General features: G+C 40.5%; 17 protein-coding genes. 6 read left to right on the forward strand and 11 right to left on the reverse strand.

What is annotated here, in order from left to right; translation table 11 throughout:
* Positions 1 to 39 precede the first annotated feature (39 nt).
* From D1B33_RS13090 to D1B33_RS13105, 4 genes are all read right to left on the reverse strand, one after another.
* Entirely contained in the window at positions 40 to 900 is an 861-nt protein-coding gene (locus tag D1B33_RS13090) for an EAL domain-containing protein (protein WP_118876851.1), read from the reverse strand.
* A 138-nt stretch (positions 901 to 1,038) separates the two neighbouring features.
* On the reverse strand, positions 1,039 to 2,298 hold the full coding sequence (locus tag D1B33_RS13095; protein ID WP_118876852.1) for a CYP152 family fatty-acid peroxygenase CypC: 1,260 nt from the start codon (positions 2,296 to 2,298) through the stop codon (positions 1,039 to 1,041).
* A gap of 125 nt (positions 2,299 to 2,423) precedes the next feature.
* Positions 2,424 to 2,981, reverse strand: coding sequence for a hypothetical protein (locus D1B33_RS13100; RefSeq protein WP_118876853.1), 558 nt, complete (start codon positions 2,979 to 2,981; stop codon positions 2,424 to 2,426).
* Between the two features lie 539 nt (positions 2,982 to 3,520).
* A complete protein-coding gene (locus tag D1B33_RS13105) occupies positions 3,521 to 3,673 on the reverse strand; it encodes a YpzG family protein (RefSeq protein WP_118876854.1) in 153 nt (50 codons plus the stop codon).
* 245 nt (positions 3,674 to 3,918) lie between these two features.
* Here D1B33_RS13105 and D1B33_RS13110 point away from each other — a divergent pair, with 245 nt between their 5' ends.
* The 3 genes from D1B33_RS13110 to D1B33_RS13120 all read left to right on the forward strand — a co-directional run bounded on the left by D1B33_RS13110 (position 3,919) and on the right by D1B33_RS13120 (position 5,018).
* On the forward strand, positions 3,919 to 4,221 hold the full coding sequence (locus D1B33_RS13110) for a YunC family protein (protein ID WP_118876855.1): 303 nt from the start codon (positions 3,919 to 3,921) through the stop codon (positions 4,219 to 4,221).
* 200 nt (positions 4,222 to 4,421) lie between these two features.
* Positions 4,422 to 4,649, forward strand: a complete 228-nt coding sequence (locus D1B33_RS13115; RefSeq protein ID WP_118876856.1) for a phosphate-starvation-inducible protein PsiE — start codon at positions 4,422 to 4,424, stop codon at positions 4,647 to 4,649.
* A gap of 105 nt (positions 4,650 to 4,754) precedes the next feature.
* On the forward strand, positions 4,755 to 5,018 hold the full coding sequence (locus D1B33_RS13120; protein WP_407656733.1) for a YqhV family protein: 264 nt from the start codon (positions 4,755 to 4,757) through the stop codon (positions 5,016 to 5,018).
* A gap of 12 nt (positions 5,019 to 5,030) precedes the next feature.
* On the opposite strand, the gene corA is transcribed toward D1B33_RS13120, so the two are convergent.
* Both corA and D1B33_RS13130 read right to left on the reverse strand, forming a co-directional pair.
* Positions 5,031 to 5,993 carry a magnesium/cobalt transporter CorA gene (gene corA, locus D1B33_RS13125; protein WP_118876915.1) on the reverse strand — a complete coding sequence of 321 codons (963 nt, stop codon included), beginning with the start codon at positions 5,991 to 5,993 and terminating at the stop codon, positions 5,031 to 5,033.
* Between the two features lie 30 nt (positions 5,994 to 6,023).
* Positions 6,024 to 6,785, reverse strand: coding sequence for an alpha/beta fold hydrolase (locus D1B33_RS13130; RefSeq protein ID WP_118876916.1), 762 nt, complete (start codon positions 6,783 to 6,785; stop codon positions 6,024 to 6,026).
* Between the two features lie 203 nt (positions 6,786 to 6,988).
* Here D1B33_RS13130 and D1B33_RS13135 point away from each other — a divergent pair, with 203 nt between their 5' ends.
* Positions 6,989 to 7,843, forward strand: coding sequence for a manganese catalase family protein (locus tag D1B33_RS13135; RefSeq protein ID WP_118876857.1), 855 nt, complete (start codon positions 6,989 to 6,991; stop codon positions 7,841 to 7,843).
* A gap of 49 nt (positions 7,844 to 7,892) precedes the next feature.
* Here D1B33_RS13135 and D1B33_RS13140 read toward each other — a convergent pair whose 3' ends face one another.
* The 4 genes from D1B33_RS13140 to D1B33_RS13155 are packed head-to-tail and all read right to left on the reverse strand — an operon-like array spanning position 7,893 to position 11,291.
* Entirely contained in the window at positions 7,893 to 8,564 is a 672-nt protein-coding gene (locus D1B33_RS13140) for an ABC transporter permease (RefSeq protein WP_472926578.1), read from the reverse strand.
* A 17-nt stretch (positions 8,565 to 8,581) separates the two neighbouring features.
* A complete protein-coding gene (locus D1B33_RS13145) occupies positions 8,582 to 9,496 on the reverse strand; it encodes an osmoprotectant ABC transporter substrate-binding protein (protein WP_118876917.1) in 915 nt (304 codons plus the stop codon).
* The gene (locus D1B33_RS13150; RefSeq protein WP_118876859.1) at positions 9,496 to 10,140 is read right to left on the reverse strand and encodes an ABC transporter permease; all 645 of its coding nucleotides are present in this window, start codon (positions 10,138 to 10,140) and stop codon (positions 9,496 to 9,498) included. Before D1B33_RS13150 ends, D1B33_RS13145 begins: the two co-directional genes overlap by 1 nt.
* On the reverse strand, positions 10,137 to 11,291 hold the full coding sequence (locus D1B33_RS13155) for a betaine/proline/choline family ABC transporter ATP-binding protein (protein ID WP_118876860.1): 1,155 nt from the start codon (positions 11,289 to 11,291) through the stop codon (positions 10,137 to 10,139). Before D1B33_RS13155 ends, D1B33_RS13150 begins: the two co-directional genes overlap by 4 nt.
* A 427-nt stretch (positions 11,292 to 11,718) precedes the next feature.
* Here D1B33_RS13155 and D1B33_RS13160 point away from each other — a divergent pair, with 427 nt between their 5' ends.
* Complete coding sequence (locus D1B33_RS13160) at positions 11,719 to 14,283, forward strand: M14 family zinc carboxypeptidase (RefSeq protein ID WP_118876861.1); 2,565 nt, start codon at positions 11,719 to 11,721, stop codon at positions 14,281 to 14,283.
* An 824-nt stretch (positions 14,284 to 15,107) separates the two neighbouring features.
* On the opposite strand, the gene D1B33_RS13165 is transcribed toward D1B33_RS13160, so the two are convergent.
* Positions 15,108 to 15,947: a DUF2268 domain-containing putative Zn-dependent protease gene (locus tag D1B33_RS13165; RefSeq protein ID WP_118876862.1), complete on the reverse strand. Its 840-nt coding sequence runs from the start codon at positions 15,945 to 15,947 to the stop codon at positions 15,108 to 15,110.
* Positions 15,948 to 16,080: 133 nt separating this feature from the next.
* Here D1B33_RS13165 and D1B33_RS13170 point away from each other — a divergent pair, with 133 nt between their 5' ends.
* A complete protein-coding gene (locus D1B33_RS13170; protein ID WP_118876863.1) occupies positions 16,081 to 16,326 on the forward strand; it encodes a hypothetical protein in 246 nt (81 codons plus the stop codon).
* Positions 16,327 to 16,354 lie beyond the last annotated feature (28 nt).

The following is a 16,354-nucleotide window of genomic DNA, read 5'->3' on the forward strand; positions in this document are numbered from 1 at the left end:
CTGGACACTCTTTTAAAAAAACATAACCTTTCTGCTCTTCTATGATAAATCCGGCAATTCACCCAACAATATATCGTGATTGGGCCTTCCTATTGCATAGCCTTGTGCGTAATGAATGCCCATCTCTTTCAGAAACTTGATTTCTTCTTTTCGTTCAAGGCCTTCTGCAATAATCTTGGTATTGGATTGTTCGGCATACTCGTAAATTAATGACACAAGCTGTTGGCTAGCCGTCGTTTCATCAATGTATTGAATGAGCGATCGATCTAATTTAATAAATTCCGGTTTCAGATAGATCAATGTTTTTAAGCTATTATAGCCCGAACCAACATCGTCCACCGCAATTCGGTAGCCTTGCGATCGATAATGCGATAGAACGCGTTTAAATTCATGAAAATCCGTTAAGGCACTTCTTTCTGTCAACTCAAACACCACTTGTTCCGGGTGGATGCCAATCTCATTTATAAACTGCAAAGTATCTCCGGAATGATAGTTTTTATCCAGCAGGATATGCGGATGGATATTGAGAAAAAGAATAAAATCTTTCTTTTGGGCATAATCCTTTAACCGGGAAATGTAACGCTTCAATGATAAATTCCTGCAAAATTTTTCAAACTCGAATACCATATCGGTTTGACCGACAAACTCATAGAAATGATCTACACTTGAAAACAATTGTGACTGTCCAGGGCGGTTCAATGCCTCAAAACCAAATGTATCTCCCGTTTGAAGATTAACAATCGGTTGAAATAACGTATTAATCGACTCATTTTTCATAAACTTTTTTAATTCTTTATATCGTTTATAATACAAAATGTCGTCATGCCTTTTATTATATAAATATCTTAAATACGAGAATAAATTAAGAGAATAGCCTCTTGTGTATGGTACTGAATTCATATTAGCTCCTTGTTAGAAAAAGGGGATTATTACCTATAATATGCTTTTTTTGTTAATTTAACATGACTAGAATATTAATGCTTTGTAAATACCCATGGCATTGGGATGACCTTTTGAAGACCATAAAAAAAGCCGAAATCATGAATGACTTCGGCTTCGTTTTACTTGATCGAGAATGATTTTGCTTTGGGGAATGCTCGGAATATCATCTAAACTAAAATTCAAATCTTGTTCCGGCACATTGTATTCCATTCGGTTGACAAGGAAATCCAGACTGACTTTCATTACATCAATCGTGATTTGCTCTCCTGCACAACGATGTCCCAAATAGTAGTCTCCTCCCCCTTGAGGGATAAAACTGAAAGGCGTTCCTTTCCAATGTGCAAATCGTTCCGGGTTAAACACATAGGGGTCTTCCCATTTTACCGGGTCATGATTTGTCCCGTAAAGATCCAGCAATGTTAGCGTTCCTTCCGCAAACTGATACCCATTCCATGTAAAATCTTGTTTTACCTTCGCTGCGACAAAAGGGAAGAATGGATAAAATCTCCTTACTTCCTGCACGAACATTTTTGAGTAATCTGGAAACGTTTTTAGTTTTTCCTTCTGTTCAGGAAATTGAAGCAATGCCAAAAGTGAAAAATTAATATAGATGGAGATTGCGACAATCGGCCTTAGCATGTTGATGATTTCAACCGTAACCGTTTTTTCATCCAATAAATGGCCGTTTGCGTCTTTATGGAAAGCAAATTGATGCAACACAGTATCTTTTGAAATTTTCAATTTATCTTCCCGCATATCAATGATAAGTTGATGGATTGTTTTTTCAACGTTATTTCGCAAGGCTCTTCCCATCCAATGGTTCGGACCGACTACTGCAGCAGTTTCGAACATGGCGGACAGCTCTTTTGTCATTTTCGGGACGTGCTGTTCATTTAAAGGATATCCAATCCATTTAAATGCCACTTCGCACAGGAGCTCTTTGACCTCTTCGTAAAAAAGGATGCTGTTCATCTTGCTCCATTGATCGAGCGACTTTTCCCACTGCATCTTTGTAAGCTCTATCATAGATTCCAGTTTCTCCGGGGTCATCACCGACATCAGCATGGCTTTGCGGTTGCGGTGTTCTTCATCATCCAACGTCTGTACACTGTTCTCGCCGAACAATGTTTCTTTTACTCGATTTGGCGCAGCACCGTTTCTTTTAAATTTTGACGGGTCGTAAAAAATTTGCGCTGCCTCTTCCCCGATCATGCAAATTGCTTTTCTTCCCAAAATGCGTGTCTCGAAAACATTGGAGTCAAATTGTTCACTTCGATTAAGGATAAATTGATATCCTTCTTTCAAAAGGCTAATACTATGGTCGATCCCTTCCTCGCGCGGCATTCTATTTTCCACTGTGTTCACCTCGTTTTCGTTCGCTGCTATTAGTCTTTCTATTCCTTATTTGTTTATACTTAAACTTCCTTATTGCCCAAAATAAAAATACCAAAACCGTTTACAACGATCTGGTGTATCTCCCCTCAATTGGTCACGGGACAAATCGTTTTCGGATTATTTTCCAGCAGATCAGCCAATTGCCCTTCAAATTCCAAATGAAGGTTTTCCATGTTTTGCAGGTCAGAAGGCGCCACTAAGGAAATCGGTTTTTGAAATTGAATGATTTGCCCTTCATTTAATACATGGGCGACAAATTCCGAACAAAAAAAGGCATGTTTCCGGTTGGATGGTTTATTGATCATGAATGTTATTACACCTAACAGATTATACCGGTAAAGATGCTTTTCTGTTTCAATTTCCCTAACAAACATTTTCATCTTTCCAATTTGGGCATCGGTTGCTTCAAACCGGTAAATGGCACATCTTGCATTTTTAAATAATCCTTGCCTTACGTCTTCATTCACAAATCCGCCTATAAAAGGATTTCGGGGTCTTTTGCGTCCAAAACTGTATACTTCATTAAAATTTTTATCAAAAACAATAGAAGCATGATTATATGGCTTTTTTGTATAAAGCTTAATCATCCTTGTAAACATTGTGCCTGTATCGGTCAGTAATAAATAAACATTCTTCCGCTCCATTCGGCGCATACTCCTTCATTTATTGTTACTATTTATCATAAAGTCCCAACCATGGCTTGTTAACCGGCTCGGGGAATATTCTGCAATCAGTCTGTAGACCTAGTTCAATCAACGGTTCATATTTTGATTTACATTAGGATATATGCGGAGAATCTTTGATTATGATGAAATCGGAAGGAATTCAGCTAAAAAAATCAACTGTTTCTCTACAACACAAAAAAGCCCGGAGAAAGGCTCTCCGGGTTGATATTCACTATCTCCACATGATGTTAAACTTCAGGATCATGCAGCTTCAATATTTTTCAATAAAGAATGTATGCTTTTCCTTGAAAGTTTGGGCGGATGGTCGGACTTTGGGTCTTCTTTCGCGTTTTGCATGAACGCAACACCCTCCTCGAACATACACGGAATTGTTAAGTGAAATCTCCTTTAGTATGGCGATTCGTTTTTTTCATATACGTCATTTGTATTTTAATCTTTGAACATCACAAAAAGCCCGGATTGCCCGGGCCTTGATTCACTGAAATCTAGATGATGATTTACCAATGTCTCGCCTTTGCGTTGATTCTCAAAATCTGGTTATTGAGAGAGACCTCTGTTTGACCATTCATTTGAGATTTTTGGAACTTTGGTTTTGCCCAGTTATGGTGAGTCTTTGAAGTATGAGGATTAAGCAATCCCTTCTTATCCATTCGTCACACCCCTGTTCATCATGGTCGATTTCTTTTGTGAAATCCTATTTAGTATTAATCATTTTTTTCATATCATACAAACTCAATTTATTGAATGGATGCGCAATTGCTGTTAATCATTCACGGACGATACCCACCTATTTTCCCTACAAGAAACGGACCAATCATTTGCTGGTATAAACCCAAACTGTAAAGGAACACTTTTTGCCCATTTCCATATTTTATAAAGGAAAGGGGCGATCAATGTGGTTTCAATTGAGCCAATCGAATTGAGCGGACATATGTTTACGGCTGTTACTGTACGGTTACCTAAAACCACGCTTCTAACGGTTTCGAACGAAAATGGCTACATTATGTGCGGTGCATTGGATGTTGGGCTGTTAAACACCAAATTATCAGACCGTAAAATTATTGCCGGCCGCGCCGTTGGGGTCAAAACAATTGATGAATTATTAAAAGCGCCACTTGAGTCCGTCACATATGAAGCAGAAAAATTAGGAATAGTAAAAGGAACAATCGGAATTGATGCATTGTTGAAAATGATTTAAGCCAGAGAATGTTTCTCCGGCTTTTTTCTTGCTCTATTTTCCATTCTAAAATATATATTTTAAATACATCTTTCGATTTCCTTCTCTTTCGCGGATTTCCAAAACATTTAAAATTAAAACATTATATGATAAAATCAAGTGGATGAAGTGAACCTGCAAGCAGCAACTTTTGCAGGATAAACATTAGGGGGGAATATATTATGGGTAGTTCAGTATTAAAACCAAATGCCAAAATTGCTCCAGAGCGTGAGAGTGAAGCATTGGCTATTCGCAATAACATGATTATCGAATTATTGGTAAATGTACTAGATGAAGCATTAGTAATCGAACGCCACATTTTACGTGAACGTTTAGCAAACTTGATCGAGCTTGCTGATTACGATGAAGAGTTGACAGAAACTCTACACGGTGTTATCAACAAATTATAGTTATAAAAGAGTCGCTCCATTAAATCGGGCGGCTCTTTTTATGTCAGCTATATTTTAGGCGGGACAAACATAAACTCCTATATCTGAAATGAGAGGGAGAATGCTTTGGAATCCGCTTTACTTTATATGGTTTTATTGCGGCTGCTTTCCGGAACAATTGAGATTACCGCTGCAGGATTGATGTTCAAATCCCATGACCTTGAAAAAGCGCTGGCCATCAATTCCATGCTGGCTTTAGTGGGGCCAACCATCCTGATTGTCACAACAAGTTTGGGTATAGCGGGCCTCGGAGACAAAATCTCCTATTCAAAGATGCTTTGTCTTTTCGGCGGCATTATTTTAATATTATTGAGTTTAAAAATGAAATGAACCAACCTCACCCTATCTAAACCAACCTTTCCGCCTGAACCATAGAAGCATAAAACCACCGATGGCTGCCATCAATACCAGAGAAAACAAATAGCCATATTTCCATGATAATTCGGGAATATTGTCAAAGTTCATTCCATAAATCCCAGCAATGAACGTTAACGGAGCAAAGATGGATGTAATGATGGTTAATAGTTTCATCACATTATTGGTTTGATGGGAATTTAGCGATAAGTAACTATCCCTGATATCAGCCGTTACTTCCCGGTTGCTCATCACCATCTCGGAAAGCTTTAAAAGGTGATCATATATATCCGAAAAATACTCTCTTCTTTCACTGATTCGGTTTAGATTGAGATGATGGGAATTCAGCATGCGATAAAGCAAATCACGCATGGGATTTACTGAATGCAATAGGGCCAACAAACGATTTCTTGTTTCAAATAATTCATCCATTAGTTGATTCATGGCTTTCTTCCTTGTATTGTCGATCATTTTTTCCAGTTTGTCTTCTATTGTATAAATGAGGGGAAAATAGTTATCGACGATTTTATCCAAAATTTCATAAAAAACATAATAGGGATCCCAGTCTGTGAGTGAATCTTGTGCCACCAGCCGTTCCCATACGATGTTAACTTCCATCAAAGGTACTTTATGAAAAGTGACGATACACGATTCCCCAACAAAAAAATCAAGCTCATCTTTAAAAATCGCTTCATTCTCTTCGTGCAAAATGTGGGTAACATAGAAAGTATACGTTTTATAATAATCCAGTTTCGGCCGCTGGAATTCTTGCACACAGTCTTCAATTGCAAGCGGATGAAAATGAAACTTATCCGAAAGAAGATTTAATTCTTCATCCGTAGGCTCACTAAAATCCACCCAGAACCATTTATAATCGGACAAAACTGCATTATGGATTGAAATGTTTTTTTCTAAATGGTTATCATTTGTTATTCCTATAAAATAAATCATCGGACTTAATCCTTTCATTATTAGCAACATTCAGATCATAAAAGGATTTTCCCTTTTATACGATTGTATAAACTTATGGATGGCATCATGCAATTTTTGCGGCTCCTTTGTAGGGATTTGGTGTTTCGCACTTTCCAGGAAAATAAGTTCACTATTCGCCAAATGCGCATGCAGCTCATAAGCATGTTTGTGGAATGTTGTATTTTTCGCCCCATATAGAAGCAGTACAGGCGCTTCTATTGAACGAAGCTCCTTGCCAAAATTCCCATTCAAAGTATAGTCATAGTATTGCTTTATATTTTGTGCCGTTCCCTGACGAGAAGTTTTACGAATTTGATCAAAGCTAGACTTGGACTCCGAATTGCTTTTTGAAACCATGGAACTGAGAATATTCATGGTTGTTGGATTCGAAAGGGCTTTAGCCGCTTTTAATCTTAGCTTCAAGTAGAAATCTTTTTCTTCGGACAATGCACTGATTACAATGCCTCCAAATGCTCTTTCGGAATAACGCTGCAAAAAATCCAGTGCAATATTCCCTCCTGCTGAATATCCGCACAAGAAAATCTTATTAATCTTTAAATGGTCTATTAAAGCTAGGATATCTTGTGCAATCAACGGAAATGTGATTGGTTCCATAGAGGGACTGCTTCCTCCGTGCCCCCGAATATCAAACGTAATGACTTGATATTTCTTGGATAGGTGCTCCATTTGGTACCTAAAGTTTGCACTTGTTAATAAGGGCGGATGAATGAATACAATTGGAATCCCCTTTCCCTTTATTTCATAAAACATCCTGATCTTGTCTATCGTGATGAAAGGCAAAGAGAAACACCTCTTTCTGAATTCACATAGGTACTAGTAGTATGTACTGTGTAATTGATGTTAATCGAATAAATAATATTCTCTTACCTTGTTTCCCTTCCTGATTTTTGCCGAATAGAAATCAAAATTAAACCAATACTGTCCCTTGAGCCACTTTTAAGGGAGGAAAATCCATGTACTTTTATAAAGAAGATTTAATCAATATCATCATTCCGGATAAGCCCGACCCTGCAGCTGCCAAAGTGCTGCAAGAAACACTTGGCGGACGGTTTGGCGAGATGCGGACAATGATGCAATTCTCATTCCAGAGCGCAAATTTCCGCGGCAAAGCGAAGCAATATCGAGATTTGATTCGGGGCATCTTTCTGGAGGAAATCAGTCACGTTGAACTTGTTCAAACAACAATCAACCAATTATTAAATGGGGCAGGAGAATCAGATCCAGGAAATGCCGGCCAGGATCAGGCCCCATTGGATGAAGCCATCAAGCATGCAAATCCACATCACTTTATCATGGGCGCACAAAGTTCATTGCCTGTCGATGCGGCAGGAAATCCGTGGATGGGGAATTATGTTTACAGCCACGGTAATTTAGTAGCTGATTTGCTCGACAACCTTGTGCTAGAGTCGACGGGTGTTCTACAAAAAACCAGAATATATGAAATGAGTTCCAATAAAACGTTTAGAGAAACATTGGCATTCTTGATTGTACGTGATAATGCCCATCAAAACGCTTTTGCAAAAGCCCTTGAAACACTGGGCGTTGACTGGGGAAAAGTGCTCCCTATTCCGAATTATGATATCAATAAATATCCCGAGTGCCAAAAATATATTGATATGGGCTTCCATAATGCCTTCTTTAACTTCAGGCTGGACGGGCATCGAGCTGGTGAAATCTTCAACGGTACATCACCAAGCCGAAATGGCGGAGACCTGCGTGTCGTGGAACCTCCTGCACCACACCCGGTTCCCGAACTGCCGGAAATGCCGAATGAACATAGTCCGGGATTATGGGATTTAAATAATTAAAAAAGCGCTGGTCCTTTATAAAAAAGGACCAGCGCTTTTTATATCAATGCTATATCGCAGAAATCGTTTTCTTTTGCTGACGTTTTACAGGGTCCAATCTTCGTTCAATGAAGCCCAATATGATATCCGCCAATATGGCCATGAACGCTGTCGGCAGCGCCCCGGCTAAAATAATGGCTGTGCCATCGGTTGCATTGGTTCCGCGGATAATAATATCCCCTAAACCTCCCGCACCAATAAAGGCGCCAATTGCCGTGATTCCGATGGCTATGACAAGAGCAATGCGAATGCCTGTAATGATGACGGAAAGCGATAAAGGCAGCTCCACCATATATAATACTTGCCACTTCGTCATCCCCATACCCCGTCCGGCATCCGTAATACTTTTATTAATTGTTTTAATGCCAACATACGTGTTTTTAATTATAGGCAGCAAGGAATAGAAAAATACCGTTACAACAACCGTTGTTTTCCCTAGTCCCAGGACAAGCATTAAAATCGCCATCAATGCTAAAGCGGGAATCGTCTGGATAATGTTAGCAAGAGTAATGACAATCCCCGATAGCTTGCCAAATTTTGAAATTAGAATGCCTAGGGGAATTCCGACAATTGCTGCCAGCAATACACCATAAATCGATATTAAAAAGTGATCGATAAACTGGCCAAACACATACCAGCCGTTTGCCTGCATATAGTAAAAAAATTGTTCCGTTGTAGACAATTGAGATAGATCCTGCATTATTTATCACCTCCAGCGAAGTAATTATTTTCAACCAAGAATTGTTCCGCTACCACAGCGGGTTCCATCAAGTTATTATCCGCCTGGTAATTCAACTTTTGCATCGTCTCCGTTGAGATTTGGCCAACCAAGCGCTCAACCGCCTTCCGAACTTCCGGCTTTTCTTCCAACAACTCTGTATCGGCAAACGGACTTGCATCGTATGGAGGGAAGAAGCGTAAATTATCTTCAAGAATCACTAAATCATAAGAAGCAATCCGTCCATCTGTCGTATACCCCAGAACAACATCCAGTTCACCGGAGTTCACCGCGTCGTAAACCAAACCAATTTGCATCGGGTACGTACGTGAAAAGTCGAATCCATACTCTTCCACGAACGCTTTATACCCATCTCCTTCACGGTTCATCCAAGAGGTATCAACACCCGCTTCGAGCTCGCTTGCGACGGAAGCTAAATCACTGATTGTTTTTAAATTATACTTTTCTGCTGTTTCCTTTGTTACCATAAAGGCATACGTATTTTCGAATCCATAGGAATCAAAGAAAGTTTGGTTATAGCGCTTTGCAAATTCTTTTTGTACAAAGTCCATAGCTTTTTTTGGATCCTTTATTGGTTCCGCCTGCAAAGCTCCTGTTAAATCGGTACCGGTATAACGGGTAGCCGCCATATTGGCATCTCCATTTATCATGGCTTGGTGAACAACTGTACTCGTACCTAAGTTGTTGATAATTTCAACCTCTTCATCTGTATAATGCTCAATCATGCCTTTCATGATATGAGCAATAATTTGGGATTCTGTTGTCACCACCGACGCGATTTTAATCGTTTCTTCATCTTCTTTGCCAAGCATGGAGCAGCCGCCCATTACCAGCGCCACCACTGCTGCCAAAGCCAAAAGGAGTCTTTTTCTCATCATAAGCGACCCCCTTCTATTCTCAAGCCTTTTGGTGTTACCCATCTTTCAAGTTTTGATAGCAGGAAGTCCGCCAACAAAGCCAATACCGTTACAATGATGGCACCACCGATAATTAATTCGGCTTTATATAAATTCAACCCGTTAAATATAAAGTCACCAAGACCGCCTGCACCAATGTAGGATGCAAGTGTTGCCCAAGCAATTACATACACTGCCGAAAGTCGGATTCCCGACATAATCACAGGAATGGCCAAGGGAAGTTCCACCAAGCGAATGGATTGCAGCGGCGTCATTCCCATGGCGATTCCGGCTCCTTTTGTATTTTCATTAACGGAACGCATTCCGATAAACGTATTGTTCAATATTGGCAACAAGGAATAGATACAAAGGGCAATAATCGCCGGAACCTTTCCAACGCCGAAAAAGGGAATCATCAGGGCAAGCAGCGCTAAAGAAGGCACCGTTTGAAGAACACTAGTAATACTTAATACGATTTTCGAAAGATACTTTGTTTTTGATAGAAGAATGCCGATAGGAACGGCAATCACTACTCCTAAAAGCAAGGCAATCATGGAAATATAAAAATGCTCCCAAGTTTTCAATAGAATTTCAGAGCTGTTTTCAGTGAAAAAGGCAATCATTCAAGGATCAACTCCTTTTTCTCTTGCACGTCTTCTTCGTCTCCCCAAATTGTGTCATAGACAATGTCCACAATATTTGCGCGGGTAATCAAACCAACCAAGCGATGATCTTCATCGACAACAGGGATATTTTTTAAGTTACGCTTTAAAATTCTGCGTACAGAATCTTGTAATTTAGAACCGGTTTTCACGTAGAAGATTTCTTTTTCATAACATTCAGAAACACTTTTTTTCGTCTTTCGCGCACCAGTAAAGCTTTCTACATCTAAATATCCTTGCAGTCGATGATCGCCGTCCGTAACAAATAGCGTATCTACCCGCTTTTCCACCATTAAACGAATAGCTTCGTCCAAGCTTTTTTCAATCGTGATGGAGATGGGTTTAATCATTACTTCGTCTACGGTTTTAACATTGGGTTTTTGTTGTATGAGTCGATGTGAACCAATAAATTCTTTTACAAAGTCATTAGCTGGGGCTGCTAATATGTTATCAGGGGTATCAAATTGAACAAGTTTGCCTTCATGCATAATCGCAATTCTGTCTGCCAACTTAATGGCTTCATCCATATCATGCGTTACAAAAATAACCGTCTTGTTCAGACGCTGCTGAAGGTCCTTAATCAAATCTTGCAACGTATCCCGGGTAATCGGGTCCAGTGCACCAAATGGTTCATCCATCAGAATAATGTCTTGATTGGCAGCAAGCGCACGCAATACTCCAATTCGCTGCTGCTGGCCACCTGATAGCTGCGCAGGATAATAATCCAAGTAAGAAGTCGGCAAATTGACAAGTTCAATCAAACGACGAGCCGTTTCATCTTTCTTTTCTTTTGACCATTTCAACAAATGCGGGACCAGCGTAATATTGTCGCGAATCGTCATATGGGGCATTAATCCGATTTGTTGAATCACATAACCAATGCTTCTTCTTAACGTAACGGCATTCATCTTCGTTAAATCCTTGCCGTTTAGGGTTATCTTCCCACTGGTAGGTTCAACCATCCGATTGATCATTCTCAGCGCGGTTGTTTTCCCGCTGCCACTTGTACCAATAAATGCAATAAATTCCCCTTCTTTTATATCCAAGTTTAATTTGTCGACAGCAACTTTGCCGCCTCTATAAATTTTTGATAGATTTTCAATTTCAAGCATTCTATATAACTCTCCTTCCACCTTTAATGTTACAGGGGTTCAATTGCGAATCAAACGATAATCCACTTTTCAAGATGTAATTGTGTCTATTTATCGAATTTTTTATTTAAATTATCTGACAAAAACCTGCTTTATTTTCACAAGAAACTCCCGCCCATCCCCTTCTGCGTAAACATTTAGAGGGAGTTCAGGAAATTCCAGAATAAATCAGGGAAAGACAAATTATCTGAATATTTGAACTTCAATGACTTGACAGACTAAATTGCATTTTAATAGAAAATTTATCTATTAAATAGCAAATTCGCTTGCTTTGTTACTTGCTTGCTTGATAACCTATACCCCTTTTCAAAAATTTTAATCCTATATGAAAATCTCAAAAATTAGGATACTATTAACTTAATATGTAAAAAGGAGGAATTAGGAAAGGATGTTAAAAAACAGGGAAGTCGGTCGATTGTTGTCCTCTTGGATGATTATTATTTTCTTAAGCTGTTCAGCACTTTTAATGGGATTCCCGGCAAACGCACAAGCGGCAGCGGATGTTCCTGTCCCTACGGCAAATCCGTCTAAACCACAAGTGCTTCCATCAAGCAGCGAAGCCTCATTAAATCAATCCGTCAGCAACCTGGAACAAAATAAGATTGAAAACCTCATAAAAGGCCAGCGCTATAAAATTAAGTTTATAAAGGCATACATAGAAGGTTCTCTTACTATCGAGGAAAATGCTGAGCTGATTGGCACCGCCACAGCGGAAAATACACTGGAAGTGGCTATTGGGCAAAGAAAGGTTTCGATTGATGCAAATTTGGTGGAAATCATCGATACTGCCGAACAAACGATCAATAATGGCATTGATTATGCAGCAACAAAAGAGACCTTCACTATTTTCAAAGATGTTGAACAAGCTGTCCCATTCATCATCGGTACATCAGCTGAGACATTCAAAGTACTGGAAAAAGGCCAGCAGGTATGGGGCGTGGAAGTTGGAAATCTAAAAGCCTACTTACCGAAGTCCATGATTCAGGAAGAAAGCCAAAGTCCGAATATTGATCAACCGATTGACACTCGAAACGATATTATTCAACTAAAAGAAAACAGCAAAATTTATGCCAACAGCGATTTAACCGAAGTTGCTGAAGAGATTGAAAAAGCTGCGCGAATGCCTATTTTGGAGATTAGCGGCAGCAATTATGTCGTTCAACTTGGACAAACCATCGGCTATGTACCAATTTCATCAACAACCGGCAAATTTACGGTTAAGCTTAATCCGAAGGCAAAGCTCTATAACAATACGAGTAAATCAAAAGTGATGGCAGTGAATAGCAATTCTTCAGCAGTCTACACCGTTTCAAGCGTTGCCAGTGACCATCAGTTCTTTATAATCGATTTTGGATCAACGGAAGTTTATGTTGAGTATGCAGATCTAACATTTACCGAAGATGCTATCGCTTCTGCGGATCACACACGCAACGACCATGTAACAACTAAAGAAGGCTTCACATTATACAGGGAAGCAAGTAACCGGACACCGTTGATAACAAATGGTGCGGACAACCAAAAGCTGAAAGTGGCAGGAACATTAGGCCAAAACTATATCGTCCACCTTGGTGAAACAGTCGCCTATCTACCTGCTAAATATGCAAAAAGTTATGGCTTAAACAAAGAAATTTCGACTAGTGGAAGCGCTGTTTTATACAAGAAAGTAAAAGACTCGTATTATCCGCTAGGAACATTGAAAAATGGCTTTACATTCAAACCGACTTCATCCAATTCCAAATACGACTTATTCACAAAAGATAAAGTGACCTATGCTGTGAAAAAAAGCGATAGCTTACCAACGAATCAATCACTTGCATTGACACCGAAGAAGAAGGCAGTGTATCCGATCACGTTATATCCGGAAAAAAATATTGTTGTTTATGATGTGAAAGGAAATCAAATCGGTGCTCTTTACAAAGGCAAAGCTGTTGATTTACTGGGCATTTCGGAAAATGACAATAAAGCAAAGATTAATTTCATGGGACAGCTTGCCGAGGTGAAATTCAACGAGCTTTACCATAAAGATATCGTCAATGGAAAATCAACTATTTCCCATGCCAAAATGAACTATTATATGGAGGTATTCTCGCTGCTTTATCCAGAGTTTACAGAACGGGAAGTCATTGGGTATTCGGCGGAAGGACGAGCGATTCCTGCCCTTCGCGTAGGGAACGGCAAGAAGGAAATTATAATGGATGCTTCTTTCCATGCGCGTGAGTATATGACCACGAATGTATTACTTGAAATGATTGATACGTATAGTTACTCATACAATCGCAATGCCGTGTTCAGCAACTGGAATGTAAAGAAAACATTGGACCAGGTTTCCATCTGGTTTTTACCGATGATGAATCCGGATGGCGTCATGCTTGTCCAGCAAGGGATCAGTGCGCTAAAAAATCCAGTTAACATTAAGTATGCCAAAACGTATGCAAAGAATGGTTCATTTAAAAGCTGGAAAGCCAATGGCCGCGGGGTGGATTTAAACCAAAACTTCGGTGGCCAAAGCTGGGAGAAAATTAAAACGAAAAAAGCCTACCGCAACTATAAAGGCCCATCTCCTTTTTCGGAACCAGAGACAAAGGCATTTATAAGCTTTGTCAACAAACATCAATTTAAAACGAATCTATCCTACCATTCCTCGGGAAGCATCATCTACTGGGGAGGGGTTCAAACAAGCAGCGAGCTTGCACGGGATCGCAAGCTTGTCAATAAAATTGCCAACTTAACAGGCTACATGCCGATTAAACCAAAAGGTCCTACCTATAATTACAAATACGGATCCGGCAACTCCACTGCTTGGATCATTAAAGAAAAACGAATTCCTGCTTTAACAATTGAAATCGCCACATACCAAGGCGAACAACCTGTCAATTTAAGCCAATGGACATCCATCTGGAATAAAAACAAAACCGTTGGACTAAACGGCGCCAAAGAAGCCGCTTCTAGATAGAAAAGCGGAGAACGCCCGTTTAGCCCCGACTAGCGTTGGAGACTCCGACAAGAAGGCGTTTTTTGCCTTCGTAGGAGGAGTCGAAACGCTCGAGGGGCTGGCGTTCGCAGCTGGACATCAGAAAAGCGTAAGCGCCCCGCTAGCCCCGACAAGCGCTGGCCGACAACAACGCTACGTCGTGTAGCATTGTCGGCACTTGCACATCCATGTGCGGCGGAAGGCCCGAATCGAAAGCGTCTTTTCAGCTTTCGACCGAGGGACTGAAGCGACTCGAGGGGCTGGGCGCTGAAGCTGGACAATAAGAAAAGCGTAGGACGCCCGTTTAGCCCCGACTAGCGTTGGAGACTCCGACAAGAAGGCGCTTTATGCCTTCGTAGGAGGAGTCGAAACGCTCGAGGGGCTGGCGTTCGCAGCTGGACATCAGAAAAGCGTAAGCGCCCCGCTAGCCCCGACAAGCGCTGGCCGACAACAACGCTACGTCGTGTAGCATTGTCGGCACTTGCACATCCATGTGCGGCGGAAGGCCCGAATCGAAAGCGTCTTTTCAGCTTTCGACCGAGGGACTGAAGCGACTCGAGGGGCTGGGCGCTGAAGCTGGACAATAAGAAAAGCGTAGGACGCCCGTTTAGCCCCGACTAGCGTTGGAGACTCCGACAAGAAGGCGCTTTATGCCTTCGTAGGAGGAGTCGAAACGCTCGAGGGGCTGGCGTTCGCAGCTGGACAATACGAAAGCGGAGGACGCCCTATCCATAACAACATTTCTGCTCCTGCAATGCCACATTATCATCACCATCGCAGGAGCACTTTTATTTCAAAAAAACTTATCATAGATGAAATTCCGTGTTTTTCAGTATTTCTTTGGAAGGAATTTTATATAAAGCCTGCTGCTGAATCAGTCCATTCTGTTTCAGGAAAGATTGCACAATCTGGTAGCCTAAACAATAGCCAATCCATTTCGGCAAACCTTCCTCTTCATTTCCAAATAAAAAAATTTGGTGCCGATCCACTCCCTCTAAGCGTAAATGGTTAACAAAATACTTTCTCCACAAAGAAACTCCTTCTTCTTGTGAATACCATTTTGTCCAGGGAGATAACCAAGTCTCACCGTATAATTCTTCTACAGCGCTTTCCGCCATGCCTTCAATCAATAAAGAATCCAGCAGCTCCATCTCTTGATGGGCTTTATTCAGAAAAGAAAGTCTGCACGCATGATGGTATTCATGAGCGAAAAGAGCTTTAAGCTCTATCTCCTCTAATTCCGGCGTCACAAAGAGGAAGATTACATTATTAAATGCAACGCCATTCTTTTTTACCTCAAAACCCTCTAAATAAGGTCGTTCCTTTGTTAATGGATATATATAAACCGGTACATCCGGTCCTTTCCATAGATTTTTGAGCCGCTCGAACTCCTTTTGAATCGTTAACCAGACTTCTATTGCTTTTAAACTCTCGACAACTCCCCTGATTTCCTCGCTCTCAGAAGGATGGAATAACCCCTGGACCAACAGCTCAAAATGCAAATCTTCCAGTGAAGCGTTGGGGAAATACTCCTTTACGGGGGTACATAAAATTTCCCGATGCAATTCTAGCAACTCTTCTCCCGTTTTTTCTTTAGACAGATCTATGATTTTATTTAAATACGCAAGAGTATTGATCACCGCCATCCGCTCTCCTCCTTTTAAAGATATTACTTTTATAATTTATTTCCTTTTCAAATCTATTATTGGACTCTTCACACGTGTGCAAAAAATAAAGATTCATATATTAATGATTAGTCAAGCTAAAGGAGGGAAGAGAATGCACCCAAAACAGGTTTATGATATGTGTTGCCGAAATATGGGGAAGAGAGCTTACATTATGGAAAAGAACGGCCGCAAGCATGTCGGCAGGATTACCAAGGTAGATCGGAATATGGTTTGGATTATGCCAGATCGCCGAATGGGCGGTTACGGTATTGGCTTTTGGGGATTTGGTGGGTTAGGAATCGGTATTGCCATTGGCGCAATCGTCGGTTTTGCACTCGCTCGACCTTACTGGTGGTAGATTATTTTGCAAACTAAAAAGAATCTAG

Origin of the sequence: Ureibacillus yapensis (assembly GCF_003515775.1) — a bacterium.
Taxonomy (GTDB): Bacteria; Bacillota; Bacilli; order Bacillales_A; family Planococcaceae; genus Ureibacillus; species Ureibacillus yapensis.